The sequence below is a fragment of the Streptomyces alanosinicus genome, assembly GCF_014650595.1.
Taxonomy (GTDB): Bacteria; Actinomycetota; Actinomycetes; order Streptomycetales; family Streptomycetaceae; genus Streptomyces; species Streptomyces alanosinicus.
In genome coordinates, this window is record NZ_BMVG01000002.1 from 230,221 (window position 1) to 256,078 (window position 25,858).

The 25,858-nt window shown below is 72.4% G+C and carries 23 protein-coding genes; 15 read left to right on the top strand and 8 right to left on the bottom strand.

The window, feature by feature from the left end:
• Positions 1 to 14 precede the first annotated feature (14 nt).
• From IE277_RS07350 to IE277_RS07360, 3 genes are all read left to right on the top strand, one after another.
• On the top strand, positions 15 to 752 hold the full coding sequence (locus IE277_RS07350) for an enoyl-CoA hydratase family protein (protein ID WP_189949671.1): 738 nt from the start codon (positions 15 to 17) through the stop codon (positions 750 to 752).
• A 4-nt stretch (positions 753 to 756) separates the two neighbouring features.
• Positions 757 to 1,377: a TetR/AcrR family transcriptional regulator gene (locus IE277_RS07355; protein ID WP_189949673.1), complete on the top strand. Its 621-nt coding sequence runs from the start codon at positions 757 to 759 to the stop codon at positions 1,375 to 1,377.
• 298 nt (positions 1,378 to 1,675) lie between these two features.
• Positions 1,676 to 2,710, top strand: coding sequence for an isopenicillin N synthase family dioxygenase (locus tag IE277_RS07360; protein WP_189949675.1), 1,035 nt, complete (start codon positions 1,676 to 1,678; stop codon positions 2,708 to 2,710).
• Positions 2,711 to 2,832: 122 nt separating this feature from the next.
• Here the strand turns inward: IE277_RS07360 and IE277_RS07365 are convergent, their stop codons facing one another.
• Positions 2,833 to 3,933: a citrate synthase 2 gene (locus tag IE277_RS07365; RefSeq protein WP_189949677.1), complete on the bottom strand. Its 1,101-nt coding sequence runs from the start codon at positions 3,931 to 3,933 to the stop codon at positions 2,833 to 2,835.
• A gap of 244 nt (positions 3,934 to 4,177) precedes the next feature.
• Between IE277_RS07365 and pdxH the strand changes: the two genes are divergently transcribed.
• Complete coding sequence (gene pdxH / locus IE277_RS07370; RefSeq protein WP_189949679.1) at positions 4,178 to 4,864, top strand: pyridoxamine 5'-phosphate oxidase; 687 nt, start codon at positions 4,178 to 4,180, stop codon at positions 4,862 to 4,864.
• Positions 4,865 to 5,326: 462 nt separating this feature from the next.
• Positions 5,327 to 6,763 carry a PAS domain-containing protein gene (locus IE277_RS07375; protein ID WP_189949681.1) on the top strand — a complete coding sequence of 479 codons (1,437 nt, stop codon included), beginning with the start codon at positions 5,327 to 5,329 and terminating at the stop codon, positions 6,761 to 6,763.
• Here the strand turns inward: IE277_RS07375 and IE277_RS07380 are convergent.
• Positions 6,751 to 7,506, bottom strand: a complete 756-nt coding sequence (locus IE277_RS07380; protein WP_189949683.1) for an SIS domain-containing protein — start codon at positions 7,504 to 7,506, stop codon at positions 6,751 to 6,753. The genes IE277_RS07375 and IE277_RS07380 overlap by 13 nt on opposite strands.
• 218 nt (positions 7,507 to 7,724) lie before the next feature.
• On the opposite strand from IE277_RS07380, the gene IE277_RS07385 reads away from it, so the two are divergent.
• Both IE277_RS07385 and IE277_RS07390 read left to right on the top strand, forming a co-directional pair.
• Positions 7,725 to 8,417: an iron-dependent transcriptional repressor DtxR gene (locus IE277_RS07385; protein WP_189949685.1), complete on the top strand. Its 693-nt coding sequence runs from the start codon at positions 7,725 to 7,727 to the stop codon at positions 8,415 to 8,417.
• A 323-nt stretch (positions 8,418 to 8,740) separates the two neighbouring features.
• A complete protein-coding gene (locus IE277_RS07390; protein WP_189949687.1) occupies positions 8,741 to 9,628 on the top strand; it encodes an alpha/beta fold hydrolase in 888 nt (295 codons plus the stop codon).
• A 117-nt stretch (positions 9,629 to 9,745) separates the two neighbouring features.
• On the opposite strand, the gene IE277_RS07395 is transcribed toward IE277_RS07390, so the two are convergent.
• From IE277_RS07395 to IE277_RS07405, 3 genes are all read right to left on the bottom strand, one after another.
• Positions 9,746 to 11,332, bottom strand: a complete 1,587-nt coding sequence (locus IE277_RS07395; protein WP_189949689.1) for a transporter — start codon at positions 11,330 to 11,332, stop codon at positions 9,746 to 9,748.
• The gene (locus tag IE277_RS07400; RefSeq protein ID WP_189949691.1) at positions 11,329 to 12,105 is read right to left on the bottom strand and encodes an ABC transporter ATP-binding protein; all 777 of its coding nucleotides are present in this window, start codon (positions 12,103 to 12,105) and stop codon (positions 11,329 to 11,331) included. The genes IE277_RS07395 and IE277_RS07400 overlap by 4 nt, the downstream gene beginning before the upstream one ends.
• 83 nt (positions 12,106 to 12,188) lie before the next feature.
• A complete protein-coding gene (locus IE277_RS07405; RefSeq protein ID WP_189949693.1) occupies positions 12,189 to 12,854 on the bottom strand; it encodes a bifunctional DNA primase/polymerase in 666 nt (221 codons plus the stop codon).
• Positions 12,855 to 13,120: 266 nt separating this feature from the next.
• On the opposite strand from IE277_RS07405, the gene IE277_RS07410 reads away from it, so the two are divergent.
• Both IE277_RS07410 and IE277_RS07415 read left to right on the top strand, forming a co-directional pair.
• Complete coding sequence (locus IE277_RS07410; RefSeq protein WP_189949695.1) at positions 13,121 to 14,506, top strand: NsdA family TPR-like regulatory protein; 1,386 nt, start codon at positions 13,121 to 13,123, stop codon at positions 14,504 to 14,506.
• Between the two features lie 199 nt (positions 14,507 to 14,705).
• A complete protein-coding gene (locus IE277_RS07415) occupies positions 14,706 to 16,406 on the top strand; it encodes a hypothetical protein (RefSeq protein ID WP_189949697.1) in 1,701 nt (566 codons plus the stop codon).
• Between the two features lie 15 nt (positions 16,407 to 16,421).
• Here IE277_RS07415 and IE277_RS07420 read toward each other — a convergent pair whose 3' ends face one another.
• Complete coding sequence (locus IE277_RS07420) at positions 16,422 to 17,747, bottom strand: ABC transporter substrate-binding protein (protein WP_189949700.1); 1,326 nt, start codon at positions 17,745 to 17,747, stop codon at positions 16,422 to 16,424.
• A 117-nt stretch (positions 17,748 to 17,864) separates the two neighbouring features.
• Here IE277_RS07420 and IE277_RS07425 point away from each other — a divergent pair, with 117 nt between their 5' ends.
• The gene (locus tag IE277_RS07425) at positions 17,865 to 18,365 is read left to right on the top strand and encodes an SCO4402 family protein (protein WP_189949701.1); all 501 of its coding nucleotides are present in this window, start codon (positions 17,865 to 17,867) and stop codon (positions 18,363 to 18,365) included.
• 46 nt (positions 18,366 to 18,411) lie between these two features.
• A complete protein-coding gene (gene purU, locus IE277_RS07430) occupies positions 18,412 to 19,293 on the top strand; it encodes a formyltetrahydrofolate deformylase (RefSeq protein WP_189949703.1) in 882 nt (293 codons plus the stop codon).
• Between the two features lie 86 nt (positions 19,294 to 19,379).
• Here the strand turns inward: purU and IE277_RS07435 are convergent, their stop codons facing one another.
• Both IE277_RS07435 and IE277_RS07440 read right to left on the bottom strand, forming a co-directional pair.
• Complete coding sequence (locus IE277_RS07435) at positions 19,380 to 20,837, bottom strand: zf-HC2 domain-containing protein (protein ID WP_373310736.1); 1,458 nt, start codon at positions 20,835 to 20,837, stop codon at positions 19,380 to 19,382.
• A complete protein-coding gene (locus tag IE277_RS07440) occupies positions 20,834 to 21,403 on the bottom strand; it encodes a sigma-70 family RNA polymerase sigma factor (protein WP_189949706.1) in 570 nt (189 codons plus the stop codon). Before IE277_RS07440 ends, IE277_RS07435 begins: the two co-directional genes overlap by 4 nt.
• A gap of 337 nt (positions 21,404 to 21,740) precedes the next feature.
• On the opposite strand from IE277_RS07440, the gene IE277_RS07445 reads away from it, so the two are divergent.
• The 4 genes from IE277_RS07445 (at position 21,741) to IE277_RS07460 (ending at position 25,801) form a co-directional block, all read left to right on the top strand.
• Positions 21,741 to 22,121 (top strand): STAS domain-containing protein, encoded by a 381-nt coding sequence (locus IE277_RS07445; RefSeq protein WP_189949708.1) that lies wholly within the window; start codon positions 21,741 to 21,743, stop codon positions 22,119 to 22,121.
• Positions 22,122 to 22,281: 160 nt separating this feature from the next.
• Positions 22,282 to 22,794 (top strand): EF-hand domain-containing protein, encoded by a 513-nt coding sequence (locus IE277_RS07450; RefSeq protein ID WP_189949711.1) that lies wholly within the window; start codon positions 22,282 to 22,284, stop codon positions 22,792 to 22,794.
• A gap of 449 nt (positions 22,795 to 23,243) precedes the next feature.
• On the top strand, positions 23,244 to 24,593 hold the full coding sequence (locus IE277_RS07455) for a hypothetical protein (protein WP_189949713.1): 1,350 nt from the start codon (positions 23,244 to 23,246) through the stop codon (positions 24,591 to 24,593).
• Between the two features lie 149 nt (positions 24,594 to 24,742).
• Positions 24,743 to 25,801, top strand: coding sequence for a glycosyltransferase family 4 protein (locus IE277_RS07460; protein WP_189949715.1), 1,059 nt, complete (start codon positions 24,743 to 24,745; stop codon positions 25,799 to 25,801).
• The last annotated feature ends 57 nt before the right edge of the window (positions 25,802 to 25,858 follow it).

A 25,858-nucleotide genomic window follows, 5' to 3' on the forward strand; every position in this document is an offset into this window, starting at 1 on the left:
CTCGGGGAGCACACATGACCGCATTGATCGGCCGCTCACGCGCGCGTGGCGTCGAGACCCTCAGCCTCGACGCGACCGACACCCGCAACGCGCTCTCGGCGGCCCTCGTCACCGGCCTCGCGGACGCCCTCGCCGACTGCGGCAAGGACCCGGAGGTCCGGGCCGTCGTCCTCACCCACACCGGCGGCACCTTCAGCGCCGGCGCCGACCTGCGCGACCCCCCGCACCCGGACGCGCTGGTGGGCCTGTTGCGCCAGCTGGTCGAGCTGCCCAGACCGGTCGTCGCCCGGGTCACCGGGCATGTCCGCGCGGGCGGCCTCGGCCTGCTCGCCGCCTGCGACATCACGGCCGCCGCCGGCACGGCCACCTTCGCCTTCACCGAGGTCCGCATCGGCGTCGCCCCGGCGGTGATCTCCCTGCCGATCGTCCCACGCGCCGACCCCCGCGCCCTGGCCCGCTACTACCTCACCGGCGAACGTTTCGACGCGGCCGAGGCCGTACGCCTCGGCCTGCTCACCACGACGGCCGACGACGTGGACGCGGCACTCGCCCCGATCCTCGACGGACTGCGCCGCTCCTGCCCGCAGGCCCTCGCCGAGACGAAACGGCTGCTCACAGCTAGGGTGCTGGAGACATTCGACCGGGACGCGGCGGACCTGACCGCGCTCTCGGCCCGGCTGTTCGCCTCCGACCAGGCCCGGGAGGGGATGACGGCCTTCCTGGGGAAGCGGGACGCGGCATGGGTGGTGTGAGCGGATGAGCGCGACGACGGAACAGGGCCCCGTGCCCCGGGAACGCGATCGCGCGCCCAAGCAGGACCGCAGCCGCGCCACCCGGCAGCGGCTCCTGGAGGCCGCCGTGGCCTGCCTGGCCGAACACGGCTGGGCGGGCTCCACCGTCGCGGTCGTCGCCGAACGCGCCGGGGTCTCGCGCGGCGCCGCCCAGCACCACTTCCCGACCCGCGAAGACCTGTTCACGGCCGCCGTCGAGTACGTCGCCGAGGAGCGCTCCACCGCACTGCGGGCGCTCTTCCCCGGCGGCCCCGCCGAGCGCCGGGCCGTCGTCGCGGCCCTCGTCGACCTCTACACCGGCCCCCTCTTCCGGGCCGCCCTGCACCTGTGGGTCGCCGCCTCCAACGAGGACCAGCTGCGCACCCGCGTGACCGAGCTGGAGGCCCGCGTCGGCCGGGAGACCCACCGCATCGCCGTCGACCTCCTCGGTGCCGACGAGTCCCGCCCCGGCGTCCGCGAGACCGTCCAGGGCTTCCTGGACATGGCCCGCGGCCTCGGCCTCGCCAACCTCCTCACCGACGACACCGCCCGCCGCGACCGGGTCGTCACCCAGTGGGCCGCGCTGCTGGAGGACGCGCTCGGCTGAGCCCGCCCTCCGCTCCCCTCTCCTCCGCTCCCCTCCGCTCTCCTCTGCTCCGGGCCGGTGAAGTCCGCTCCGGGCCAGTGAGGCGAGCCACATCCATATCCGCTGCGGGGCAGTACTCTTGCCGCATGCTTCCGATGCTCGTTCGACGCCGACACGTGGACTACGTGCGCGTCACGAGCATGGGCTGTCGCCTTTCGGCCTGATTCAGCCCTTTTTTCTCCCTCTTCTTAGGGCATTCTGGGCGCCGCCCTACCCTCGGCGGCCTGCTCGTGGCCCACACACCCTTGTGGACGCATCCATGACCACGCACACCCTGACGGCGACCCCGTCGTACGACCAGCTCCCGATCATCGACCTGTCGGCCGCCGACCGCGGCACACAGGCCCGCGCCCTGCTCCACGCCCAGTTGCACAGCGCGGCCCACGACGTCGGCTTCTTCCAGCTCGTCGGACACGGCGTGACCCGGGCCGAGACCGACGCGCTGCTCGGCGCCATGCGCGCCTTCTTCGCTCTGCCCGGGGCCGACCGGCTCGCCCTCGACAACGTGAACTCGCCGCACTTCCGCGGCTACACCCGCACCGGCGACGAACGCACCGCCGGCGCCCGGGACTGGCGCGACCAGCTCGACATCGGCGCCGAACGCCCCGCCCGCGCCCCCGGCCCCGGCGAGCCCCCGTACTGGTGGCTGCAGGGCCCCAACCAGTGGCCCGCCGCCCTCCCCGAGCTGCGCACGGCGGCCCTGGCCTGGATCGACCGGCTCAGCGCGGTCGCCGAGCGCCTGCTGCGTGAGCTCCTGACCGCGATCGGCGCCCCCGCGAGCTTCTACGACCCGATCTTCGGCGCGGAGGCCCACCCGCACCTCAAGCTCGTCCGCTACCCCGGCAGCGCGGGCGACGGCACCGACCAGGGCGTCGGCGCCCACAAGGACTACGGCTTCCTCACCCTTCTGCTCCAGGACAGGGTCGGCGGCCTCCAGGTCCACCGCGAGGACGGCCGCTTCCACGACGTCCCGCCCCTGGAGGGCGCCTTCGTCGTCAACCTCGGCGAACTCCTGGAGGTCGCCACCAACGGCTATCTCCTCGCCACCAACCACCGCGTGGTCAGCCCACCGGGAGCGACGGAACGGTTCTCGGTCCCGTTCTTCTACAACCCTCGCCTGGACGCCCGCATCGCCCCGGTGCCCTTCCCGCACGCCGCACAGGCCCCGGGCATCACCACCGACCCGACGAACCCCCTGTACGCCGAGTACGGCTACAACGAACTGAAGGGCAAGCTCAGGGCACATCCGCTGGTGGCGGAACGGCATCATTCGGATTTGCTCGTCGCAGGATGAAAGCCAGGCCCCGAAGGGGCCATGTCTTTCAGGGGCGCGGGGCCCTGTCCATCAGCGGCTCCGCCGCGGGGCGCGACCAGCCGCAACGGACCCGCAGCCGCCCGCGCTCCGAACGCACCACTTCAGTGGGCGATATCCGCATACCCCTCAAGGTCCTGCGGACTGCGCACCCCCGGCCCCACATACCGCGCGGACGGCCGCACCAGGCGCCCCGTCCGCTTCTGCTCAAGAATGTGCGCAGACCACCCAGCCGTGCGCGCGCACGTGAACATCGACGTGAACATATGGGCCGGCACCTCGGCGAAGTCCAGCGTGATCGCGGCCCAGAACTCCACGTTGGTGGCCAGCACCCGATCCGGCCGCCGATTGTGCAGCTCCTCCAGCGCGGCCTTCTCCAGCGCCTCCGCGATCTCGAACCGCGGCGCCCCCAACTCCCGCGCCGTACGCCGCAGGACCCGCGCCCGCGGGTCCTCGGCCCGGTACACCCGGTGCCCGAACCCCATCAGCCGCTCACCCCGGTCCAGGGCCTGCTTGACGTACGCCTGCGCGTCCCCGGTCCGCTCGATCTCCTCGATCATCCCGAGCACCCGCGACGGCGCACCGCCGTGCAGCGGCCCGGACATGGCGCCCACGGCACCGGACAGCGCGGCGGCGACGTCCGCGCCGGTCGAGGCGATCACCCGCGCGGTGAACGTGGACGCGTTCATGCCGTGCTCGGCGGCGGACGTCCAGTACGCGTCCACGGCCGCGACATGCTTGGGGTCCGGCTCGCCCCGCCAGCGGATCATGAACCGCTCCACCACGGACTTCGCCTTGTCGATCTCCCGCTGCGGCACCATCGGCCGCCCCTGCCCGCGCGCGGACTGGGCGACGTACGACAGCGCCATCACGGCGGCCCGCGCGAGATCGTCCCGCGCCTGCCGCTCGTCGATGTCGAGCAGCGGCTTCAGCCCCCAGACCGGGGCCAGCATGGCGAGCGCGGACTGCACGTCCACCCGGATGTCCCCGGAGTGCACCGGGATCGGGAACGGCTCGGCGGGCGGCAGACCGGGGTTGAAGGCGCCGTCGACCAGCAGCCCCCAGACGTTCCCGAAGGAGACGTGCCCGACCAGGTCCTCGATGTCGACGCCCCGGTAGCGCAGGGCGCCGCCCTCCTTGTCCGGCTCGGCGATCTCCGTCTCGAACGCGACGACTCCCTCGAGTCCGGGTACGAAATCGGACATCAGGCGGCTCCTCGTGATGTGGTCGGCGGCGGTCACCCCCGTGATGCCCCGATCGGCAGGTCGTCACCCAGACCGTGGGCGGAACCAGCACGATATCCCCCGGTGCCACCTATGGGGAGTCCTCACGGCACTGAGTGCCAGCCGACGTCACCGGTTCCGCCGTTCCGTCCGCTTCCTGTCCGGCTGTCCCGTCCCGTCCCCCTGGCCTGGACGGGACGCACCGCTCGTACGGCAAGATGACCGCGTGACCGACCGCGACCCGCTCCTGGACCCCGTCCTCGATCCCGCCGCCATGCGCAAGCAGTACCGCGCGGAGGGCCTCGCCGAACAGGCCCTCGCCACCCACCCCATGGACCAGTTCGCCCGCTGGTTCGAGGACGCCGCGCGGGCGTCCCTGCACGGCACGGTCTACGAACCCAACGCGATGGTCGTCTCCACGGCGGACGCGGCCGGCCGGCCCAGCTCGCGCACCGTGCTGATGAAGCAGTTCGACACCGAGGGCTTCGTCTTCTTCACCAACTACGACTCGCGCAAGGCCCGCGACCTCGCCGAGAACCCGCACATCGCGCTGCTCTTCCCCTGGCACCCGCTGGCCCGCCAGGTCATCGTCACCGGCACCGCCCGCCGCACCGGCCGCGACGAGACCGCCGCCTACTTCCGCACCCGCCCGCACGGCTCCCAGCTGGGCGCCTGGGCCAGCGCCCAGTCCTCGGTGATCGCCTCGCGCGCCGAACTCGACGCCGCGTACGCCGAGCTGGAGGCCCGCTACCCCGAGGGCGAACAGGTCCCGGTGCCGCCGCACTGGGGCGGCTTCCGCATCACCCCGCAGGCCATGGAGTTCTGGCAGGGCCGCGAGAACCGCCTGCACGACCGTCTGCGGTATGCCGCCCGGCCCGACGGAACCTGGCAGGTCGAGCGCCTCAGCCCCTGAGCGGCCCGGAAGACGCTGACGGCAAACGCAGACGACAAACGCTGACGACCCGCGAGAAACGCAGACGACCCGCGAGCTCGGGTTCTCCGCCGCTCGGCGGAGAGCCGGCCGGACGTACCGGCGAGCTCGCGGGTCGGGTGACTGCTGGGATTGGGCCGGCTGCACATGTCTGTCACGTGCTGGTCCGGCACCGCACTGGATGTGGTGGCGGACCGCTAGCCCGCAGCCACCTCACGCGTCCGGTATTCATACATCTGCCGAACCACCTCCCTTCTCGTGTACTCCACACCCTAGGAAGCCGACGGGAGGCGCTCAACCTCTTTTTCCGCGCGCATTGATTCCTTCCATCTTGCGGGAACAGGATGTGGGCTGGGTCACGTTCCAGTTGAATGAAGGGCAGTGAGAGGCCAGTGTGCGAACCGCGCGTCCGGTGCGCGTCGACGCAGCCTTCAGGGGGTCCAGGTGAGTGCTTCCCGGCGGAGTGGGACCACCGACGAACTGGGGCCCGACGAGCCCGGTGAGTCCGGTGATCCCGGCGGTTCCGATCTGCTCGCCGCGCTGCTCGACGGCATGGACGCCGCCCTGTGCGCGTTCGACGCGGACGGGGTCGTCACGCACTGGAACCGGGAGGCCGAGCGGATCCTCGGCTGGACGGCCGCCGAGGCGGTCGGCCGGCACGGCTTCGCCGGCTGGGCGGTGCGCAGCGCCGACGCCGAGGAGGTGCAGTCCCGGCTGATGTCGGCGATGCACGCGACGGGCCGGCAGGTGCATGAGTTCGCGCTGGTCACGAAGGACGGCGGCCGGGTGCTCGTGCGCACCCAGTCCGCCGCCGTACGCGGCCCCGACGGCAAGCCCGCCGGGCTGTACTGCGCGTTCAGCGAGGTGCACGCGCAGATCGACCTGGAGCGGTCCATCGCGCTGAGCGAGGCGCTGTTCGAGGACGCCGCCTGGGGAGTCGTCCTCATCGACGCCGATCTGCGGCCCGCCGTCGTCAACGCCCACGCGGCCCGCGCCCTCGGCATCGGGCGTACGTCCGCGCTGGGCCGGCCGCTCGGCGAGCTGCTCGCGCAGGGCGTGGAGGAGCTGGAGGCCGCGCTCACCCATGTGCTGGCCGAGGGCGCGCCGCCCGCGCCCGCCGAGATGTGGGTGAGCCTGCGCACCCCGGAGGGCGAGAAACGGCGCTGCTGGCGCAGCGGCTTCGTGCGGCTGGCCTCGCCGCTCGCGGAGGAACCGGTGCCGCTCGGCGTCGGCTGGCTGTTCCTGGACGTCACCGAGGCCAGGCAGAGCGAGCAGGAGGCGGCCCTGCTGCGGTTCCGCACCAACCAGCTGCACCGGGCCGCGCGCGCCGCCGCCGAATGCGAGAACCCGGTCGAGGCGGCCACCGTCCATCTGGACTTCGCACTCGCCGGCTTCGCCGACCACGCGCTGATCGACCGGGTGGTGCCCGCCCCGCGGACGGCCGCGCCGGAGAACGGCGAGGAGGCGGCCCCGCGGCTCGTCCGGCTCGCCGCGACGCCCGCCGGCGCGCCGGGGCCGAGCCTGCTCACCGGGGCGGCCGGGCTGCCCGTGCGCTACGAGCCGGGGCATCCGGCGCTGCAGTGCGTGGAGCGGGCCGGTGCCGTGCGCGCGGACGCCGGCGCGATCGCGGCGGACCAGGCGCAGGAGTGGGCGCTCGCCCGGCAGTGGCCCGGCGACGCGGTGCACGCCCTGTGCGCGGTGCTGCGCAGCCGGGGGCGCACGCTGGGCGTGGTGACCTTCCTGCGCGACGCCGGCCGGCACCGCTTCGAACGGGCCGACTCCGCCTACGCGGAGGACGTGGCGGTCCGCATCGCGGCGGCCCTCGACCTGGCGGAGGCGACGGGGGGCGAGGACGGGCCCATGGGGGCTCAGCGCCGGTAGAAGATCCGGTCGCCGTACTCCCGCAGCACCCGGCCGTTCCACTCGTGGCCGCCGTCGACGTTGCCGGAGCGCAGCAGCGGGGGTTCGATGCCCCGCTCGGCGAGGACGGCGGCGGCGGTCGCCATGACGGCCTGCATCAGGGCGCTGGTGACGACCGTGGAGGCGGGCGCGAAGGGCGCCGGGACGGAGTCAAGGGTCAGTTCCGCGTCGCCGACCGCGATCTTCGAGTCCAGGACGATGTCGCAGTGGTCCTTCAGGAAGGTGCCGGAGCTGTGCCGGGACGTGGTCTGCGAGGCGTACGCGACCGAGGTGACGCCGATGACCCGCACCCCGAGGGCGCGGGCGTTCAGGGCCATCTCCACGGGCAGGGCGTTGCGGCCGGACAGGGAGATGATCACCAGGGCGTCGCCGGAGCGGAGCGGCGAGGTGTCCAGGACGGCGCTCGCGAGGCCGTCGACGCGCTCCAGGGCGGAGCCGAGGGTGGCCGGGGTGACGTCGACGCCGACGACGCCGGGGACGGCGAGCAGGTTCATCAGGGCGAGGCCGCCGGCGCGGTAGACGACGTCCTGGGCGGCCAGCGAGGAGTGCCCGGCACCGAAGGCGAACAGGCGGCCGCCGGTGGCGACGGTGTCGGCGAGCAGGGTGCCGGCCGCGGTGATCGCCTCGGCCTCCTCCTCGCGGACCCGCCGCAGCAGGTTGATGGCGGCGTCGAAGAACAGGTCGGCGGCCGTGCCGTCGCTCATGCGGTGCCCCTTCGCAGTCGCAGCGTCTGTGTCGCGGATCACCGTGCGGTCTGGACCAGCGCGGTGTCAATACGGCACCTGGACGGCCGGCGGCCCGGAACGCCCACGGGGACCACCCGTTTGCGCCACGGCCCCCGGATGTCAGTGGGATCCGGCAGAATTGGTGATAGGGCCAGCGCACGCGCCGGGCTGCCGGCAGAGGTAATCGAGGGGCACGTATGTCCGGACTGATCGACACCACGGAGATGTATCTCCGCACCATCCTCGAACTCGAAGAGGAAGGCGTCGTCCCCATGCGCGCCCGCATCGCGGAGCGGCTGGACCAGAGTGGGCCGACGGTGAGCCAGACGGTGGCGCGCATGGAGCGCGACGGCCTGGTGTCCGTGGCCAGCGACCGCCATCTGGAGCTGACCGACGAGGGCAGAAGGCTCGCCACGCGCGTGATGCGCAAGCACCGGCTGGCCGAGTGTCTCCTCGTCGATGTGATCGGCCTGGAGTGGGAGCAGGTGCACGCCGAGGCCTGCCGTTGGGAGCACGTGATGAGCGAGGCCGTGGAGCGCCGCGTCCTGGAGCTGCTGCGGCACCCCACCGAGTCGCCGTACGGCAACCCGATCCCGGGTCTGGAGGAGCTGGGCGAGAAGGACGGCGCCGACCCGTTCCTGGACGAGGGCATGGTCTCGCTGGCCGACCTGAATCCGGGCTCGGACGGCAAGACGGTCGTGGTCCGCCGGATCGGCGAGCCGATCCAGACGGACGCGCAGCTGATGTACACACTGCGGCGCGCGGGTGTGCAGCCCGGCTCCGTGGTGAGCGTGACGGAGTCGGCCGGCGGTGTCCTCGTGGGCAGCGGCGGCGAGGCGGCCGAGCTGGAGGCGGACGTCGCCTCCCACGTGTTCGTCGCCAAGCGCTGAGCATGTGAGGGCCCCGGCGCCTGTGTGGCGCCGGGGCCTGTCCTCCCCTGTGCTGACCCGGAGCCCCGAGCTCTCAGGGTCATCCCCCTCGGACCGCTTTTCCCCGAGCGGTCCGCCTCCCGCAGAAGAGATCCCCTGCGCGGCGGCGATCATTCCTCAAGGGGTGTCACTCGAATGAGGGGTGTTGTCCGCGGAGACGGATCTATCGAATGGCCATTCGATAGTCTGCGGCGGCAGAACGCGCACGACAGCGACAGCAGCGAGTACGAGCGAGTACGGCAGTACACCGGTACGAGTCAGGCGGAGCTGGGGGTGCCAGGCCCATGGCACGGCGGATCGACGTGACAGGAGCGGACGGGGTGCGCCTGGCCGCATGGGAGTTCGCCGACCCTCCCAAGAGGGATCTCGACATGGCGCGGGGCCGGGCGGACCCCGAGCCACGCGCCCCGGGGGTGCTGTTACTGCACGGCCTGATGGGCCGCGCCTCCCACTGGGCCCCGACCGCCCGCTGGCTGGCCGCCCGGCACCGCGCCGTCGCCCTCGACCAGCGCGGTCACGGCCAGAGCGAGAAGTCCCCACAGGCCGCCTACACCCGTGAGGCCTACGTCGAGGACGCCGAGGCCGCCGTGGAACAGCTGGGCCTCGCCCCCGCCGTCCTCATCGGCCATGCCATGGGCGCCCTGACCGCCTGGCAGCTCGCCGCGAAACGCCCCGACCTGGTCCGGGGCCTGATCATCTGCGATATGCGGGCCTCCGCGCTGGGGGCCGCCTCGCAGCGCGAGTGGGCGCAGTGGTTCAAGGCCTGGCCCGTTCCCTTCGCCGCGCTGGCCGACGTACGCAGATGGTTCGGTGAGGACGATCCCTGGGTGGAGCGGCCGAACCCGGCCCGCGGCGCCTTCTACGCCGAGGTGATGCACGAGGCCGCGGACGGCTGGCGCCCCGTCTTCGAGCCGGAACAGATGCTCCGCACCCGCGAGAGCTGGGTGTACGACGCGCACTGGGAGGAGCTGGCCCAGGTGCGCTGCCCGGCACTCGTGGTGCGCGGGCTGGACGGGGAGCTGGGGCGGGCGGAGGCGCAGGAGATGGTCCGGGTGCTGCCGGCGGGGGCGTATGCCGAAGTGCCGGATGCCGGGCATCTCGCCCACTATGAGCTGCCGCTGGCTTGGCGGGGGGCTGTGTCGGGGTTTCTTGACGGGTTGCTCGGGGATTGAGCGCCTTTACATCTGCCGGGTCCGGTGCGTTGGCGTGTGCGGGTGAGTGGGTGGTTCTCGCGCCCACGCGGCGGAGCCGCATATCGATACAGCCCCGCGCCCCTCAGGGGGTTTCCGTTACCCCTTGCTGACAGCCGTCAGGATCTCCGGCAGCCGTGCTGCCGTTCCCGGGGCCGCCAGGCGGAGGCCCAGGAGGGTCAGCGCCGTGCCGTACCCGGCCCCCACGGGGAGCAGGAGCCAGCGCCAGGAGGCGCCGTCGGCGCTCAGATTCAGCCAGATGGTGAGGGCGATCACCGGGGCGCAGAGCAGGGCCGCGGCGACCATGCCGCCGAAGATCGAGAGCCAGGCGAGGCCCCCCTGCCCCGCGGCGACGTTCTTGTGGCCCTCCTGCGGGATGGAGTACGGAAAGCGGGCCGAGGTCCAGGCGCCGGTCGCGAGCATCGCCCCGAGCACCGCGAAGGCCAGCCCCAGCACCTCCGGCAGCCTCGGCCACGAGCCCAGCACGGCCGCCGTCACCACCGTCACGAGCGCCGTGTAGGGCAGGGTGATCAGCAGCAGGGCCAGTGCGCGGCCGCGCAGTTCGGTGTAGGCGTCCCGGGGCGAGGAGATGGTCATGGCCACCATCCAGAACGCGGAGGTGTCCTGCCCGAACTGGTTGTACATCTGGATGCCGAGCATCCCGGAGGCGAAGCACGCGAAGTAGACCGACCCGGTGCCCTGCAGCGCGTTGAACACCGGCACGATCAGCCCGATCGCCAGCGAGGTCACCCAGGCGGCCTTGGTCTTCGGATCCCGCCAGATGTAGCGCAGGCTGCGCTCCATGACCGTACCGGTGCGCCCGCCCGGCAGCAGCCGTCCGAGCCCGCCCGACTCGCGGCCCTGGGCGCCGGCGTCGGCGGCCTGCAGCGTGGATCCGTCGGGCGCGGTCATCAGCCGGGTCAGGCTGCGCGCCCACACGGCGATGAGCGCCGCCAACCCGGCTGCGGTGACGGCGAGTTGCGCGACCGCCGTGCCGTACGACCCCTCGCTCGCCGACCGCACCGCGGCCACCGCCGACGCGGGCGGCACCCATCCCAGCGCGTCCGCGACCGGCTGCAGCTGTCCGAGGCCCGCCGAACCCAGCTGCCGCGCCGCGAAGTTGACCAGCTGCGCCCCGATCGCGATCACCAGCCCGCTCAGCACGGCCAGATCGCGGCCCCTCCGGCTGGTCAGCAGCCGTACGTTGGCGGTGGCCACGGCCCGCGCCAGCGCCACACAGACCAGCAGCGCGAGGGCGACGCCGAGGACCGCGACGGCGTACCCCGCGGCCCCGTGCGCCACGGCCAGCGCGCACCCCGCCAGCACCAGCAGCGTGTACACCGGGCCGATACCGACCAGGGAGGCCGCGAGCAGCGCCCGGACCAGCGGCCGGGGCCGCAGCGGAAGCATCACCAGCCGGGTCGGGTCCAGCGTCTCGTCGCCGGTCGGGAAGAACAGCGGCAGCACCGCCCAGCCCAGCGCCAGCACGGCCGTACCCGGTACGGCGACGGCCTCGGCGTGCGCGTTCCCGCGCAGCGCGAGCAGCCCGAGCAGTTCCAGCAGCGCGAACAGGACCGCGACGACCGCGGAGACGACGAACGCGGCCCGCCGGCCCCCGGACTGCCTGAGCCCGTTGCTCAGCAGGGACAGCTTCAGCCGTACGACGGTGGAGGTCAGGTCGGTCATCGCGCCGCCCCGCCGCCCAGCCAGTCCAGATCGGACCCGGCGTCCCGGCCGCTCGCCCCGACCAGCTCCAGGAACGCCCCCTGGAGCGTGGGATGCGCGCCGCGCACCTCCGCCAGCGTCCCGGTCGCGCGGATCCGGCCCGCCGCCAGCACCGCGACCCAGTCGCACAGCGACTCGACCAGTTCCATCACATGGGAGGAGAAGACGACGGTCGCCCCGGAGGCGGTGTAGCGCTCCAGGACACCCCGGATGGACTGCGCGGACACCGGGTCGACGCCCTCGAACGGCTCGTCCAGGAAGAGCACCTCGGGGTTGTGGAGCAGCGCGGCCGCGAGTCCGATCTTCTTGCGCATGCCCGTCGAGTAGTCGACGACGAGTTTGTGCTGCGCCCCGGCCAGGTCCAGGACGTCCAGCAGCTGTGTGGCCCGCTTGTCGACCTCGGCCCCCGGCAGCCCGCGCAGCCGCCCCGAGTATGCGAGCAGCTCGCGCCCCGACAGCCGCTCGAACAGCCGCAGTCCCTCGGGCAGTACACCGATCCGCGCCTTGACGGCCACCGGATCCCGCCACACGTCGTGGCCGACGATCTCCACGGTGCCCTCGTCGGGCCGGAGCAGCCCGGTGACCATGGAGAGGGTGGTGGTCTTGCCGGCCCCGTTCGGTCCGACGAGCCCTATGAACTTCCCGGCGGGCAGCTCAAGATCGATTCCCCCGACAGCAACCTGCTGCCCGAACCGCTTCCAGAGCCCCCGCACGCGTACTGCAGCTTCGGTCATGCATGCACCCTACGGGGGGCGATGCCGACCTCTAGGGGCGCGGGGCTGGGCCCGATGTGCGGCTGACGCCGCGGGGGCGCACGTCAGCGATCCCGACCGCACGCATAGGCGAGCGGCGAGATCAGTTCCTCCGCATCCGGCAGCCACCGGTTCGCCGGCGTCGGCCGGCAGGCCCACTGCACGGCCCCACGCGACCCGAACCGGGTCGGCGGAGCGGCCACGTACGACCCCTCGCCCAGCGCCACCAGATCCAGGGACGACAGCGACCACCCGAGCTTGCGCACCAGTTCCGGCACCTTCGCGCAGCCTCCCGGCAGCACGAAGAAATGCATCCGCCGGTCGGGAGCGAGCGTCACCGGCCCGAGCGTCAGCTCCATGCGCTCCATCCGGGCCAGCGCCAGGAACCCGGCGCTCTCCGGGACGGACAGCGCGTCGAAGGTCCGCCCCGTCGGCAGCAGGATCGACGCCGTCGGCTGCTTCTGCCACATCCGGCGCGCGACGGTCGCGCTGCCGGTCGCCTGCGTCGCCCAGTCGGGGCGCGCGGGGTGCGCACCCGGCGCAGGGCAGGAGGCATCGCTGCACGAGCAGCGCTGCATTCCGGCGACCGCTTCCAGCCAGGTGCCCGGGAACACGTCCCAGTGCCGCTCCTCGGCATAGCGTACGGCGGTCTCCAGCAGCGATTCCCCGCGCTGCTGCGGAATCTGACCGGCAATCTGAGTGTTCGGGGCGCCCGCGATCGTCTCTTCCACGCTCCTCTCAACTCCCGCACCCACCTGGAGTTACGGCTGTAGCGCGCGCGGGGGAGGAGCATCGATTCGCCAGTCGGGGCGCATGGGTGCACAGCCGGGGGCGCGCGGGAGGAAGGACGGCGTGTGCTGGGTAGCCACGGGTGGGGTTGGCACCCGCCGTTACCCCGGCAAACGGCATATGTCGAGCATTGGCGGTATGTCAGCTGGGCACTGATCTTCCTGAACTGATCGTCTGCTCCAGGGGATCGCGACGCAGGGGGTAGCACATGGCCGCAAGGCCTCTCGTGGCGAGGCAGCCGAACGAACGGCTGCAGGCACTCATCCAGGAAGCGGGGTGCTCGAACGCCGGGCTGGCCCGGCGGGTCAACATGTGCGGCGCCGAGCACGGACTCGACCTGCGCTACGACAAGACGTCCGTGGCCCGCTGGCTACGCGGACAGCAGCCCCGGGGCCGCGCTCCGGCGATCATCGCGGAGGCACTCGGCCGCAAGCTCGGCCGTACGGTCACGATCGACGAGATCGGCATGGCCAACGGCAAGAACCTCGCCTCGGGGGTCGGTCTCCAGTTCTCGCCGACGGTACTGGGGGCCATCGAGCAGGTCTGTGAGCTGTGGCGCAGCGACGTGGGCCGGCGGGACTTCCTGTCCGGCTCCTCCGTCGCCGCCTCCGCGCTGGTCGAACCCAGCCGCGACTGGCTGATCTCGGCGCCGGACGCCCAGGTGGCCCGGCAGGCGGGCCCGCGCGTCGGGCACGCCGATGTGGCGGCCGTGCGGTCCATGACACAGGCGCTGACCGAGCTGGACCACCAGTTCGGCAGCGGGCATGTCCGCCCGGTGGTCGTGCACTATCTGAACAGCGTCGTCTCCGGGCTGCTCGCGGGCTCGTACCGGGAGACGGCCGGGCGTGAACTGTTCGCCGCCGTCGCCCGGTTGACCGAGCTGGCGGGCTACATGGCCGTGGACACCGGGCAACCGGGCCTGGCCCAGCGGTACTACATCCAGTCGCTGCGGCTCGCACAGGCCGCCGGGGACCGGGGCTACGGCGGTTACATCCTCGCCGCGTCCATGAGCCACCTCGCCGCCCAGCTCGGAAACCCGCGCGAGATCGCCCAGTTGGCGCGGGCGGCGCAGGAGGGGGCGCGCGGGCAGGTGACCCCGCGCGTGGAGGCGATGTTCCACGCGGCGGAGGCGCGCGGGCACGCCCTGCTCGGCGACGTACGCGCCGCACAGGCGTCCACCGGGCGGGCGGTCACGGCGATGGAGCAGGCGGAGGACTCCGCCGGGGACGACCCGGTGTGGATCCGGCACTTCGACGAGGCCTATCTGGCCGACGAGTTGGCGCACTGCCACCGCGACCTCGGCCAGCCCGAGCAGGCGGCCCGGTACGCCGAGCAGTCGCTGGCCGGGCACCCCGAGTCCCGGGCCCGCCGGCGCGCCATCGGCTATGTGCTGCTCGCCACGGCCCAGGTGCAGCAGCGGGAGATCGAACAGGCCTGCGGCACCGGCCTGAAGGCGGTGGAACTGCTGGAGACGCTGCGTTCCAACCGGGGCGCCGAATATCTGGAGGACCTGCAACAGCGCCTGGAACCCTTCCGGGAGGAGGCGGTGGTAAGGGAGTTCGGGGCGCGCCTCGATCTCCAGCAGGCGGCCTGAACACCGGACCCGCGGCCGCGTGAACGCACGGCGAACGGCACCAGGAGGCGGGAGGGTGCCACATGACCGCGCGCCGCGGGACGGTTTTGTTACGGCTGTCACAGAGCGGAAGGTCATGCCCTGAGCTGCGTGGCACCCGGCTCCGGGGACCCGGTAGCGTGAGCCCGATTCACAAGGTCCCCCATTAGTAGGAGTCCCGGTGACGCAGAGCGGACAGGGCGAGGAGCCCTCGGCGCGGCCCGCGCGCGAAGGCATCGTGCTGCCCTCCGACGGAGGCGAGCCCTTGCTGCCGGGCATGTCCGGCGAGCCCGCCCCCGCCGCCCCGGCCGGCGGGCAGGCCTGGGGCGGTTCGTGGGGGCCCGAACAGCAGGCGGACCGGCAGGGCGGCCAGGGCTGGCCCCCGGCGGCCGCCCAGCAGTGGCACACCCCGGACGCCCCGCACCAGCCGCCGCCGGCCGCGAACCCGGGTCCGCTGCCGCCGGAGGGCGCCCCGGCCCCGTCATACGGCCAGTCTCCGTCGTACGACCACCCCGGCGCCCAGGGCATGGGCCAGGGCATCGGCCAGGGCGGGGGCTACGGCGCCGGTCAGCAGCCCGGATACGGCGCGGTACCCGAGCCGTACCAGCAGCCCGAGCTGCCGCCTCAGCATCACCAGCGGCCGGAACTGCCGCCCCAGCCCTACCAGCAGCCCCAGCACCAGCAGCAGTACCCGCAGCCGCCTGGCTCCGCCGCGCCGCTCCCGCCGGCCCTGCCGGACGCCTACCCGGCCGCCGCCCCGCTGCCCCCGGCCGACGAGGGCGCGACGCAGTACATCCCGCCGGTGCCGACGGGATCCGCGGACGGCGCCACCCAGTACATACCGCCGGTGCCGGCCGCCCCGGCCGACGAGGGGGCGACCCAGTACATCCCGCCGGTGGCGCCCGGCGCGCTGCCGCCGGAGTCGGCCGGCGAGGAGACGCGGTATCTCGGCCAGGCGCCCCACCGGCAGCAGCCGGCGCCCGCCTCGTCCGACGCCGAGGCCACCCAGTACATCCCGCCCTACGCCGCGCAGGCACAGGGCGGGGACCGGCAGCCGCCGGCCGAGTTCGACAACCTCTTCCGCGGCGGCCCGGCCGGCGGTGACAGCCCGGCCGGCTCCACCCAGCAGCTGCCGCGCATGCGGCAGCCGGAGGCCTACCCGGCCGCCGCGCAGCCGCCGTACGGCCGCCGGCAGCCCTCGTACGGCGCGCCGCAGCCGTCGTACGACGCCGACTACGACGACGAACCGCGGCGCGGCCGGTCGCGGGTGCCGCTGATCGCCGCCGTCGGTGTCGGCATCGTCGTCATCGGCGTGGGCGCCGGTGTGCTGCTCAGCGACGGCGGGGGCAAGGACCAGGGCACCGACGGCAAGACCGTCGCGGCCACCGCACCGGCCACCCAGGGGTCCGGCTCGGCCGCCGCCGACCCGGCCAGGCAGCAGGCGGTCGAGCTGGACAAGCTGCTCTCCGACAGCGGCAGCAGCCGCGCCTCGGTGATCAAGTCCGTGGCCGATGTGAAGCGGTGCGACAACCTCGACGAGGCCGCCTCGAATCTGCACGACGCGGCCACGCAGCGCAGCGGACTGGTCACCCGGCTCGGCAAGCTGTCCGTCGACAAGCTGCCGGACAATGCCGCGCTGACCGCCGCGCTGACCAGGGCCTGGCAGGCCTCCGCCGCGGCCGACAACCACTACGCGGCCTGGGCCGGCCAGGCCAAGCAGCACAAGGTCTGCCGCAAGGGCCATGCCCGCTCCACGAACGAGGCCCAGGCCGGCAACCGGGCGAGCGGCACCGCCAGCGAGCAGAAGGTCAAGGCGGCGGCGCTGTGGAACGCGATCGCGCGGAAGTACGGCCTGACCCAGCGCCAGCCCACCCAGCTGTGACCGCGGGCGCCGGCGTCACTGCACGTCGGCGCTCTGCAGTGTCTGCGTCATGTCGGTGATGCCGTTCAGGCCGCCGTTGCCCCTGCGGGCCGCGACCAGCTCGCCGTCCTGCACCACCTGGAGGGTGACGTCGGCGTTGACCATCCGCGGGAAGCCGACCGAGGCGAGCTTGCCCTCGTAGGACCACTGGAGGGTCGGGGTGAGACCGCCGGTGGAGACCCGCAGACCCTCGTCGAGGGTGTGCCGCACGCTGTCCGCGCTCACCTCGCCGGCGCCGATCTTCTCCAGGGCGGCCTTCAGCACGGTGTAGGCGATCCAGGTGGTCTGCACTCCGGCGTCCGCGGGGTCGATGCGGTTGTCGCCGAAGGCCTCCTCGTTGATCACCTTCTTCATCTGGCCCCAGCGGGCGTCGGACGCCGGGGGGTACCAGCCGGTGATGTACGCGCCCTCGTAAGGCCCCGACGCGCCGCCTGTGGCGTTGATCACAGTCTGGTCGACATTGCCGAGCACGGTCCCGAGCCGTACGGCGGGGTAGTTCTCGCGGGCCCGCCGGAAGGAGTCCATGAAGGTGTCGGTGCGGTCCCCGAGCGCGGGCACCACACAGCCCTTCTTCGGCAGGCCCTTGGCGGCGTACGCCAGCGCCTGGTCGGCCTGGCCGCTGTACTCGGTGGAGTCCTCGGCGGCGAGGTGGTCGTCCGCCTTCGCGTGCCCGCCCGCCTTCAGCCCGGAGTCGAGCAGCACCGGCAGCTCGTCGCCGGCGATGCTGTCCGGCCGGACCAGGGAGATGTTGCCGCAGCTGTTGGCGAGGGCCTTGCCGAGACCGGCCAGCAGGGCGGGCTGGCCGCCGTTGACCGGGTACGACATCTGGCCGGTGAACTCGTCGTTGGTGACGCCGTAGCCGCCTATGTAGGGGATGCCGGCGCCTTCCAGCGGGGCGAGGTAGGAGTCGCCGTACTGGCTGTAGGAGCCGACCACCGCGACCACGTCCTCGTCGACCGCGCGCCGGGCGCACTTGGCGGCGTCCACGGCGTCGTTGTGGTCGTTGCAGGTCAGGACCTGGAGCTTGTGGCCGTTGATGCCGCCGTGCGCGTTGACCCACTTGGCGTAGGCGAGGGCCATCGCGGGCATGCCGGGCTTGTTGGTGGATCCGGTGTCCTGCGGGGCCCAGGTCATGACCTTGACGGTGTCGTCCCCGGAGCCCCCCGTGGCACCGGGGATGACCCCGCATCCGGCGGTGAGCGACGCACAGAGAGCCACGGCACCCGCGGTCAGGCCGGTTGCTCTGCCGGGGCGGGAGGTGGTTCGGAGGAAGGTACTCATGGTGCGTCGCCTGCCGGTCATGGGTCCGCACGATTCCCTCACACCGCTAACCCGGGAGTGACCTCGGGTCACGGAAAGGTGACACCCAGGTGAATTACAGGGGCGGGTGGGACGTGTGAAAGGGAGATCGTACGATCGATGACCGTGCAAGGTTCGGAGAACTCTTCCCGTCGCGGCCGTCGCTCCTCCACCATGGGCGGCATGCCTCTAAGCGACATGCCGTGGTGGCGCTGGCGCAGCAATGTGCGCTCGGCGCTGCACATGCTCTCCGACCAGGTGTTCCAGCGGGACGTCTGGCTGGCCGGCGTGGACGGGTACGGCGACGTCACCGACGCCGTCTACCGGCTGGTGGAGGACACCTGGCTGGACAACTGGTCCGCGGAGAAATACGTCGGCACGATCTTCCGCGACTCGCAGGAGGCGGCGCTCGTCGACACCGCCGTGCTGCGGGTGCTGCGGATCATGCACCAGGTCGGTCCGGACGCGCCGGTCGCCGCCTACCTCGAACACGAGGGGTGGCCCGAGGCCGTGCGGGCGGCGCGGGACGCGCATGTGCGGATGGCGACGAGCGACGCCGAGGACCCGGACACGCCGCCCCGGAGCCTGGAAGTGCTGCGCATCATGACCCGGTCCGCGTAGCGGACATCAGCGCTACGGGGGGTGCGGACATGAGAACCTGTGGTGCATGAACGAGCAGTCCGCGGCCGCCGCCGCACCGGCCGACCAGTACGTCCTCACCCTGTCCTGCCCGGACAAGCAGGGCATCGTGCACGCCGTGTCGAGCTACCTCTTCATGACCGGCTGCAACATCGAGGACAGCCAGCAGTTCGGCGACCACGACACCGGTCTGTTCTTCATGCGCGTCCACTTCTCCGCCGAGGCGCCGGTGACCGTGGAGAAGCTGCGCGCGAGCTTCGCGGCGATCGGTGACTCCTTCCACATGGACTGGCAGCTCAACCGGGCCGACGAGAAGACGCGGATCCTGCTGATGGTCAGCAAGTTCGGGCACTGCCTGAACGACCTGCTGTTCCGGGCCCGGATCGGCGCGCTGCCGGTGGAGATCGTGGGTGTGGTGTCCAATCACACCGACTTCAAGGAACTCGTGGGCTCCTACGACATTCCCTTCCACCACATTCCGGTGACGAGGGACACGAAGTCGCAGGCCGAGGCGAGGCTGCTGGAGATCGTCCGCGAGGAGGGCGTCGAACTGGTCGTCCTCGCCCGCTATATGCAGGTCCTCTCGGACGATCTGTGCAAGCAGCTCAGCGGCCGGATCATCAACATCCACCACTCCTTCCTGCCGAGCTTCAAGGGCGCGAAGCCGTATCACCAGGCGCACGCCAGGGGCGTCAAGCTCATCGGGGCGACCGCGCACTATGTGACCGCCGACCTGGACGAGGGGCCGATCATCGAGCAGGAGGTCGAGCGGGTCGGCCACGACGTGACCCCGGACCAGCTGGTGGCCATCGGCCGGGACGTGGAGTGCCAGGCGCTGGCGCGGGCCGTGAAGTGGCATGCGGAGCGGAGGATCCTGCTCAACGGGCGACGGACGGTCGTGTTCGCCTGACAGCTCGGGCCGAGCGGGTCGTCCGGCGGCTGCGGGCATGACCAGCCACGAGGCGCCCGCAGTCGCCCACGGGCCCGCGCCCGCCCCTACATCCGGCTCAACCCCGCCGTCGCGAGCAGCACTTCCCTGATCGCCTCCCGGTCGCCGAGCTGACCCACCGCGGCCTCCTCCGGCGACACGTGGCCCGCCGCCAACTGGCAGAACTCCGTGTCGTCCAGCGCCACATGCGCCACTTCGAGATCCGCGGAGCCCAGCGCCGCGGGGGAGTCCAGCGGGATCAGCCACTCGCCGCCGCCGGTGCCCTCGATCTCCAGGCGCAGGCTGCGGCCGGGCTCGCCGGCCAGGCCGAGGTGGCGGCCGCGAGCCGGTGCCGCCAGCCCGGCCCGCCGGCGCCTGGCCAGCGCGGCGGGCAGCATCCGGGCCGCGAGGTCGATCATCTTGTTCAGATGCCGGGGCGCGGGCGGCTGGTAGGGGTAGTCCACCGCGCCCGCGATGTCGTCGGCGTGCACCCAGCACGCGAAGGCCCGGTCCAGCATCGCGTCGTGCAGCGGCAGCGCGAAGTCGCCGTACGACACGGCGAGTCCGCCCGCGTGGCCGCCGGTGAAGGACACCGTCCGCACCAGGCTGTGGCTCTGCTCACGCCAGGGCTTCTTCACCGAGCGAAGCGAGATGGGGGTCCCCCCGCCCGAAGGGTGGGGGAGGGTCTGCGAGAAGCGGGAGGTCCGCCAGAACGTCTCGGTGCGTCCGGCCGGGCCCAGACCCTCCCGCTCCGCCGTCCCGGCGATCTCGGCCAGCGGGTCCTCCAGGCCGAGCGCGGCCGCGACCAGGCCGTCCACGGACATCAGATGCGCGATCACCCCGGCCACGGTCGTCCGCCGGCTTCTCGCCGTGTCGTCCTCGAACCACCGCAGCCGCACCGGCGTATGCCACTCGGCGTCCCCGATGTCCTGCAGCAGGGCGTCCAGCCGGGCGGTCTCGGCGTCGTACGCCGCCGCCCACTCCGGGACCGGGATGCGCGGCGGCCGGCGCTCCAGACAGCTCTCCAGGACGCGGGTGCGCAGCCCCGGATCCAGGTCGAGGCTGTCCGGCTGGTGCAGCAGACCGACCGCCTCGCGCAGCCGGCGGGCCTCGTCGGCGCAGCTTCCGCAGGCGCCCAGGTGTTCCTCGACGGCCGCCGTCTCGGCCGCGGAGCAGGCGGCCAGCGCCCAGGCGCCGAGGAGCGCCTTCAGGACCTCGTGCGGCAGGTCGAGCGGCACGGGTGCCAGGCCGGTCAGGTCCGGCAGCACAAGCCCGCCGTCCTCGACGGAGGCGCGGGGCGTGGGTATGCGCGGCGTCCGGTCCGGCCCGGGTGCGCCGGTCCCGTCCGGCGGCTGCTCGAAGCCGCCTCCGGCGCCGCCGCCGGTGTGGTCGTTCCCACCTCGGCCCGTGCCGCCCGCGGCCCGCTCACGTCCCATGTCCGCCGGTCCCTGTTCCCCGTGCTCTCCCTCGTGCTCTCCCCGTCCCTCGTGCTCGTCGTGTGCGTCGGACCGTCCCGCTCCGCTCACCCGGCACCCCCCGGTTCCGGAGGTGCCCCGGCGTCATGGGCGGTCGAGAGCAGTTGCAGACCGAGCCGGAGCCGGCGGCGGGCCTCGTCCTCGGTGACGCCGAGGTCGAGGGCGGCCTGGCGGTAGTCCCGGCGCTGGAAGTAGGCGAGGTCGAGGGCGGCGCGCAGCGGGGCGGGCATGGAGTGGACGATGTAGTCGGCGCGGGCGGCGACCGAGGCGCGGCGCACCCTGCGCTCCAGCTCCACGACGGAGCCGCCGCCCTGCCCCAGCGCGGCGGTCTCGCTGTCGCGCAGCCGCTGCACGGCGAGCCGGTGGGTGACCCCGGCGACCCAGGTGCGCAGCGGGCCCTTCTTCGGGTCGTAGGTCTCGGGGTGTTCCCAGAGGTGGGCGAAGACCTCGCGGGTGAGGGTGTCGGCGGCCTTGTGGTCGCCGAGGACGCGGTGGGCGAGGCCGTGTACGAGCGAGGCGAAGCGGTCGTACAGCTCGCCCAGGGCGGCCGCCTCGCCGCGGGCGAGCCGCTGCTGCATCTTGCGGTCCCAGCGGGGTGGTACGTCCTTCGTGGCCATGCGGTCCCCTCCCCTCACCCGTGTCCGGCCCGTCCAGCCTGTCTGCACCGTGTTCTCGAATGTAGTCGGCACCTCTGACAGTGCACGCCCCTTTGTGTCAATGTGCGCCCCTGCAAGCGCCGCAGGTGATAGTGCCCTCTTCACATAACCTTCACGCAAGCGGTGTGCATGTCTGATCGAACAGGATCGTCTGTGACCGAAACAAGCCCCTTGTCGATCACGTCTAGTTTGCTGCCCGGCGTTTCAGGGAACCGCCGGTGGGCAGCCGCTGCGGAAGCAAGCGTAGGAATCGCTTCCGTTTCTGGGCGGTTCCGTGAGTTCCGGCGAGCGGAGGGGCATGGCCGTGGCATTCAATGTGACCGGCGTCGAACAGGGCGAGTGGGCCGTGCTCCGGGTGTCCGGAGAACTGGACCTGATGACCTCGCCGATATTGCGCCAACGTGTGCACGACGTCGTCGCCGAGGGGCACCACCGCCTCGTGGTGGACCTCTCGGACGTGTTCTTCTGCGACTCCAGCGGGGTGGGCGTCCTCGTCGCCGCGCGCCGGCTGATCCGCTCCTGTCAGGGCCGGCTCCGGCTCATCCTGCCCGACCGGGGCGCCGACGACGGCTCGCATGTCAACCGGGTCCTCGGCGCGCTCGGCGTACGCCGGCTCTTCGACGTCTGCCCCGACCTGGCGGCCGCGACGGCCGACGACGCGGACCCGCTCTCCGCCTGACCGGCCGCCCGGCACCCGCGCCTTCGCGACAAGGCCACACTGTTGTCGCAGAATTACCCCGGTCTTGGCACAATCGCCGGATTTCCGCCGTCCCGCGGCCACCCGCGTCATACGCTCCCTGCCAGGTCAGTCACGCACACATAAGGCGGTCCGAACAGACATGGTCAGCAGCGAGTACGAACGCAGGATCGCGGCCCGGTTCGCCACCTTCGACCAGGACGGCAACGGCTGGATCGACCGCGAGGACTTCAGCGCGGCGGCCAAGGCGCTCCTCGCCGAGTTCGCCGTGACCGCCCGCTCCGACAAGGGGCAGGCGCTGTACGCCGGAGCGGAGGCGTTCTGGCAGGGCATGGCGGGTATCGCGGACCGGGACGGCGACCAGCGCATCACCCGTGCGGAGTTCGTCACCGGCGCGGTCAAGCGGCTGCGTGACAACCCCGGCCGCTTCGCCGAGATCGCCCGCCCGTTTCTGCACGCGGCCCTCGCGGTGGCGGACCCGGACGCCGACGGCCGGGTCACCACCGCCGACGCCGAGCGCGCGCTGCGCGTCTTCCACGTCCCCGAGGACATCGCCCGGGCGACCGCGGCCCACCTCGACTCCGACGGCGACGGCGCGATCGGCGAGGCGGAGGTCATCCCGGCGTTCGCCCGCTATTTCACCGTTCCCGAGTAGGACTTCACCGTTCCCGAGCGGGGCTTCACCGTTCCCGAGTGGGACGCCCGCCCCGGGGCGGGGCACGGACACTGTTGTTGAGCGCACAAGCATTGGCTTGTTCGGTCCGCGTGGGTCCCGGTCATTGTGGGTGGGGCGTGCGGGAGGCGCCCTGCGTGACGGGCGGGCGGGCAGCCGGGCTGTGGGACGTGCGGGAGCGCGACGCGGCGCCCCGGTGGTGTCTGTGGGGCAGGCGAGAGCGCCCGGTGCGGAATGCGGTGAGCCACTCGTGTGGCAGGGAATCGCGCGCGCCCCCGAGCCCCCTCTTTCGCGGGCGGCGGCGGCCGGGTGAGCCTTGTCCGGCGCACTTCGATGCACATCGGCGTATTACCTGGCAAACGCGTGCGAATCAGGTGAGTCGGTCATCGGGCTGCGCAGCTCATCCGAAGGTCCTGGAAAAAGGAGACGGAATGACCACTTCCGCGACGCCCAGGGACAACACGGATCCGGAATGGGCCGGGATCCGCACGCTCGGTCACGCGAATCGCTTCGGCTGGTGGGACTCCGAGTTCCGCTACGACGGCCGGATGCGCGTCCCCATGGGCGTGAACATCAAGGAGGTCAGGTACTCCTTCCGCGGCGACGGCCAGACCGACGTACAGGCCACCCAGGTCCCGCGCGGCCAGAGCGGCGTCGACCAGCAGTACGAGGTCATCGAGCACGCCCGCCTCGACGGCTTCGACGTGATCACCTTCACGCTCCGCGGTGACCTCGACGTCGACAAGAACCCCCGTCCGGACAACTCCAGCCTCAAGTACGCGATCGATGTGCGGGTCACCCTCGACAACGGCGAAGTCCGCAGGGCGGCCCCGGAGATCGACGTCCTCGCCTCGGACTGGGACCCCGACGACGCCCCCGACGTGGGCCGCCCCTACGTCCGCCTGCCCTTCGACAGCAACTGGGGCGGATCACCGAACAGCCAGGCCGGCTTCGGCTACGTCTCGGACAACGGCTTCGTCCCCGGCGACAAGTTCATCATCGACCTGGTCAACCCGCGCGAGGGCCGGCAGGGCGTCCCGAGCAACCACAGCGACACCGTGTACTACCAGCTGGTGCACGAGGACGGCACGCCGTCCCTGGAGACCCAGGTGCCACAGCCGTGGAAGGCGGAAGGCCACACCGGCCGCGGCGATCTGAGCCACAAGACGATGCTGCCCGCGATCGACCTCCGCCAGAAGGGCGACAAGCCGGGCTACTACCGCTTCCTGGTCTGGCCGCAGGCAGCCAACTTCGACGGCTCGGTCAGCAACCTCAGCTGGGACCCGACCAAGACCGAGGACGCCTTCCAGCTCGGCAGCGTGTACTACCGCTACACCGCCTCCGGCGGCATCGACCCGGCGCCCCAGGGCCAGTTCGTGGTGTCGCCGGGAGATCCGGTGACGGTGCCGCGCACCGGCGAGACCAAGTACCCCGGCGTGGTGATCCAGGCCACCGGGGACGGCAAGGTCCCCGCGCAGACGGTCACCGTGACCCTTCCCCTGGACAAGGGGCTGCGGTTCACCGGCCGCCTGGTCGTGGGGGTCATGCGGGGCTCGCAGTGGGTGCAGATCGAGCAGCCCGACGGGACCCTGTCGGCGGACGGGCGGGTGCTCACCGTCAAGAACGTCGACCTGGCACTGACCGGCAAGGGCTCGAAGTCCGCGGTCCTGGTCGAGGTGCAGGCGTCGGCCGGCGCCATGCTGGGCGACACGAGTCTGAGCTTCCTGGTGGGCGGCCCGCCCGCGTCCTCCTCCTCTCTCATCCACATCACCGACCGGTAGACCGAGGCCCCGGTGCCCGCCGGCGTCCTCGCGCCGGCGGGCACCCGCGGCACACGTTTCCGACAGTCCCCGACCAGAGGGAGTTCGAGCACGTGGACACGGTGGCATCCCGCCCGCACAGGCTGGCCGCGACCCCTATCTCACGTTCCATGTCCATCGTGGCCCGGGTGTACGGATATCCGCCGGCCCACAACGCGGGCTCCGAGTGGATGCTCCACTCGATGCTGCGCCCGCTGGCCGAGCGCGGCCACCGGGTGGCGGTCTGGCTCTCGCACCCCGGGACCATCGACAGGAGGTACGAGATCGACGGGGTGCGGGTCGTCCCGTACCAGGAGGGGACCGACTTCGCGGCGCACGCCCAGAAGGCGGACGTACTCCTGTCGCACTTCGAGAACGTCCCGCTCGTGACGGGGCTCGCCGGCGCCCGCAGGATCCCCGTGATCGTGATCTGCCACGACAACTTCGCCACGAGCTTCCACAACGCGGCGGGCGCCGATCTCGTCGTCTACAACAGCGAGTGGATCCGGCGGGACGGCGAGATCTTCTACGCCCGCTACCCCCGGGAGTTTCTGCCCAGGCACTCGATCGTCGTCCGCCCTCCCGTACTCGCGGAGGAGTACCGCACCGAGCCGGGCGACTGCGCGACCCTCGTCAACCTCAACGCCGACAAGGGCGGCGACCTCTTCTGGCAGATGGCCGCGTGGACACCCGAGTGGACCTTTCTCGGCGTCCGCGGCGCCTACGGGCAGCAGATCATGCCGCCGCCCCGGCTGCCCAACTGCGAGGTCGTCGACGGCGTACCGGGCAAGGAGATGCGCGAGCACGTCTACGGCCGGGCACGCGTCGTGCTGATGCCGAGCCTGTACGAGTCCTGGGGCAGGGTGGCGGTGGAGGCGTTCGCGTCCGGTATCCCGGTGATCGCCCATCCCACCCCGGGGCTCGTCGAGTCGATGGGCGAGGCGGGGATCTTCGCCTACCGCGACGACGTCAACGCCTGGATCCACGCCCTGATGTCCCTGAAGGACCCCGACAACTGGGCCCGCGCCTCCCGCCGCGCGAAGGCCCGCTCCCGGGAGCTGAGCGCCGCCCCCGACCTCGACAACTGGTGCGACGCGGTCGAGTCGCTGTGGGACGGCGGCCGGCGCCGCCCCTCCCGCGTCCGCGCCCTCGGCACCCTCGTCGACACCACCGAGATGGGCCAGGCCTAGGGCGTGTTGCGAAAGTCCCGCCTGCCGCCCGACGCCTGGCACGCACTCTCGCCGCAC

Excerpts from the sequence above, each read along its gene's own strand:
- IE277_RS07450 (WP_189949711.1), top strand. The coding sequence starts at position 22,282 with ATGGTCAGCAGCGAGTACGAACGCAGGATCGCGGCCCGGTTCGCCACC.
- IE277_RS07440 (WP_189949706.1), bottom strand. The coding sequence starts at position 21,403 with ATGGCCACGAAGGACGTACCACCCCGCTGGGACCGCAAGATGCAGCAG.
- IE277_RS07350 (WP_189949671.1), top strand. The coding sequence starts at position 15 with ATGACCGCATTGATCGGCCGCTCACGCGCGCGTGGCGTCGAGACCCTC.
- IE277_RS07360 (WP_189949675.1), top strand. The coding sequence starts at position 1,676 with ATGACCACGCACACCCTGACGGCGACCCCGTCGTACGACCAGCTCCCG.
- IE277_RS07385 (WP_189949685.1), top strand. The coding sequence starts at position 7,725 with ATGTCCGGACTGATCGACACCACGGAGATGTATCTCCGCACCATCCTC.
- IE277_RS07390 (WP_189949687.1), top strand. The coding sequence starts at position 8,741 with ATGGCACGGCGGATCGACGTGACAGGAGCGGACGGGGTGCGCCTGGCC.
- IE277_RS07395 (WP_189949689.1), bottom strand. The coding sequence starts at position 11,332 with ATGACCGACCTGACCTCCACCGTCGTACGGCTGAAGCTGTCCCTGCTG.
- IE277_RS07445 (WP_189949708.1), top strand. The coding sequence starts at position 21,741 with ATGGCCGTGGCATTCAATGTGACCGGCGTCGAACAGGGCGAGTGGGCC.
- purU (WP_189949703.1), top strand. The coding sequence starts at position 18,412 with ATGAACGAGCAGTCCGCGGCCGCCGCCGCACCGGCCGACCAGTACGTC.
- IE277_RS07420 (WP_189949700.1), bottom strand. The coding sequence starts at position 17,747 with ATGACCGGCAGGCGACGCACCATGAGTACCTTCCTCCGAACCACCTCC.
- IE277_RS07355 (WP_189949673.1), top strand. The coding sequence starts at position 757 with ATGAGCGCGACGACGGAACAGGGCCCCGTGCCCCGGGAACGCGATCGC.
- IE277_RS07460 (WP_189949715.1), top strand. The coding sequence starts at position 24,743 with ATGTCCATCGTGGCCCGGGTGTACGGATATCCGCCGGCCCACAACGCG.
- IE277_RS07455 (WP_189949713.1), top strand. The coding sequence starts at position 23,244 with ATGACCACTTCCGCGACGCCCAGGGACAACACGGATCCGGAATGGGCC.
- IE277_RS07400 (WP_189949691.1), bottom strand. The coding sequence starts at position 12,105 with ATGACCGAAGCTGCAGTACGCGTGCGGGGGCTCTGGAAGCGGTTCGGG.
- IE277_RS07425 (WP_189949701.1), top strand. The coding sequence starts at position 17,865 with ATGACCGTGCAAGGTTCGGAGAACTCTTCCCGTCGCGGCCGTCGCTCC.
- IE277_RS07380 (WP_189949683.1), bottom strand. The coding sequence starts at position 7,506 with ATGAGCGACGGCACGGCCGCCGACCTGTTCTTCGACGCCGCCATCAAC.
- IE277_RS07410 (WP_189949695.1), top strand. The coding sequence starts at position 13,121 with ATGGCCGCAAGGCCTCTCGTGGCGAGGCAGCCGAACGAACGGCTGCAG.
- IE277_RS07365 (WP_189949677.1), bottom strand. The coding sequence starts at position 3,933 with ATGTCCGATTTCGTACCCGGACTCGAGGGAGTCGTCGCGTTCGAGACG.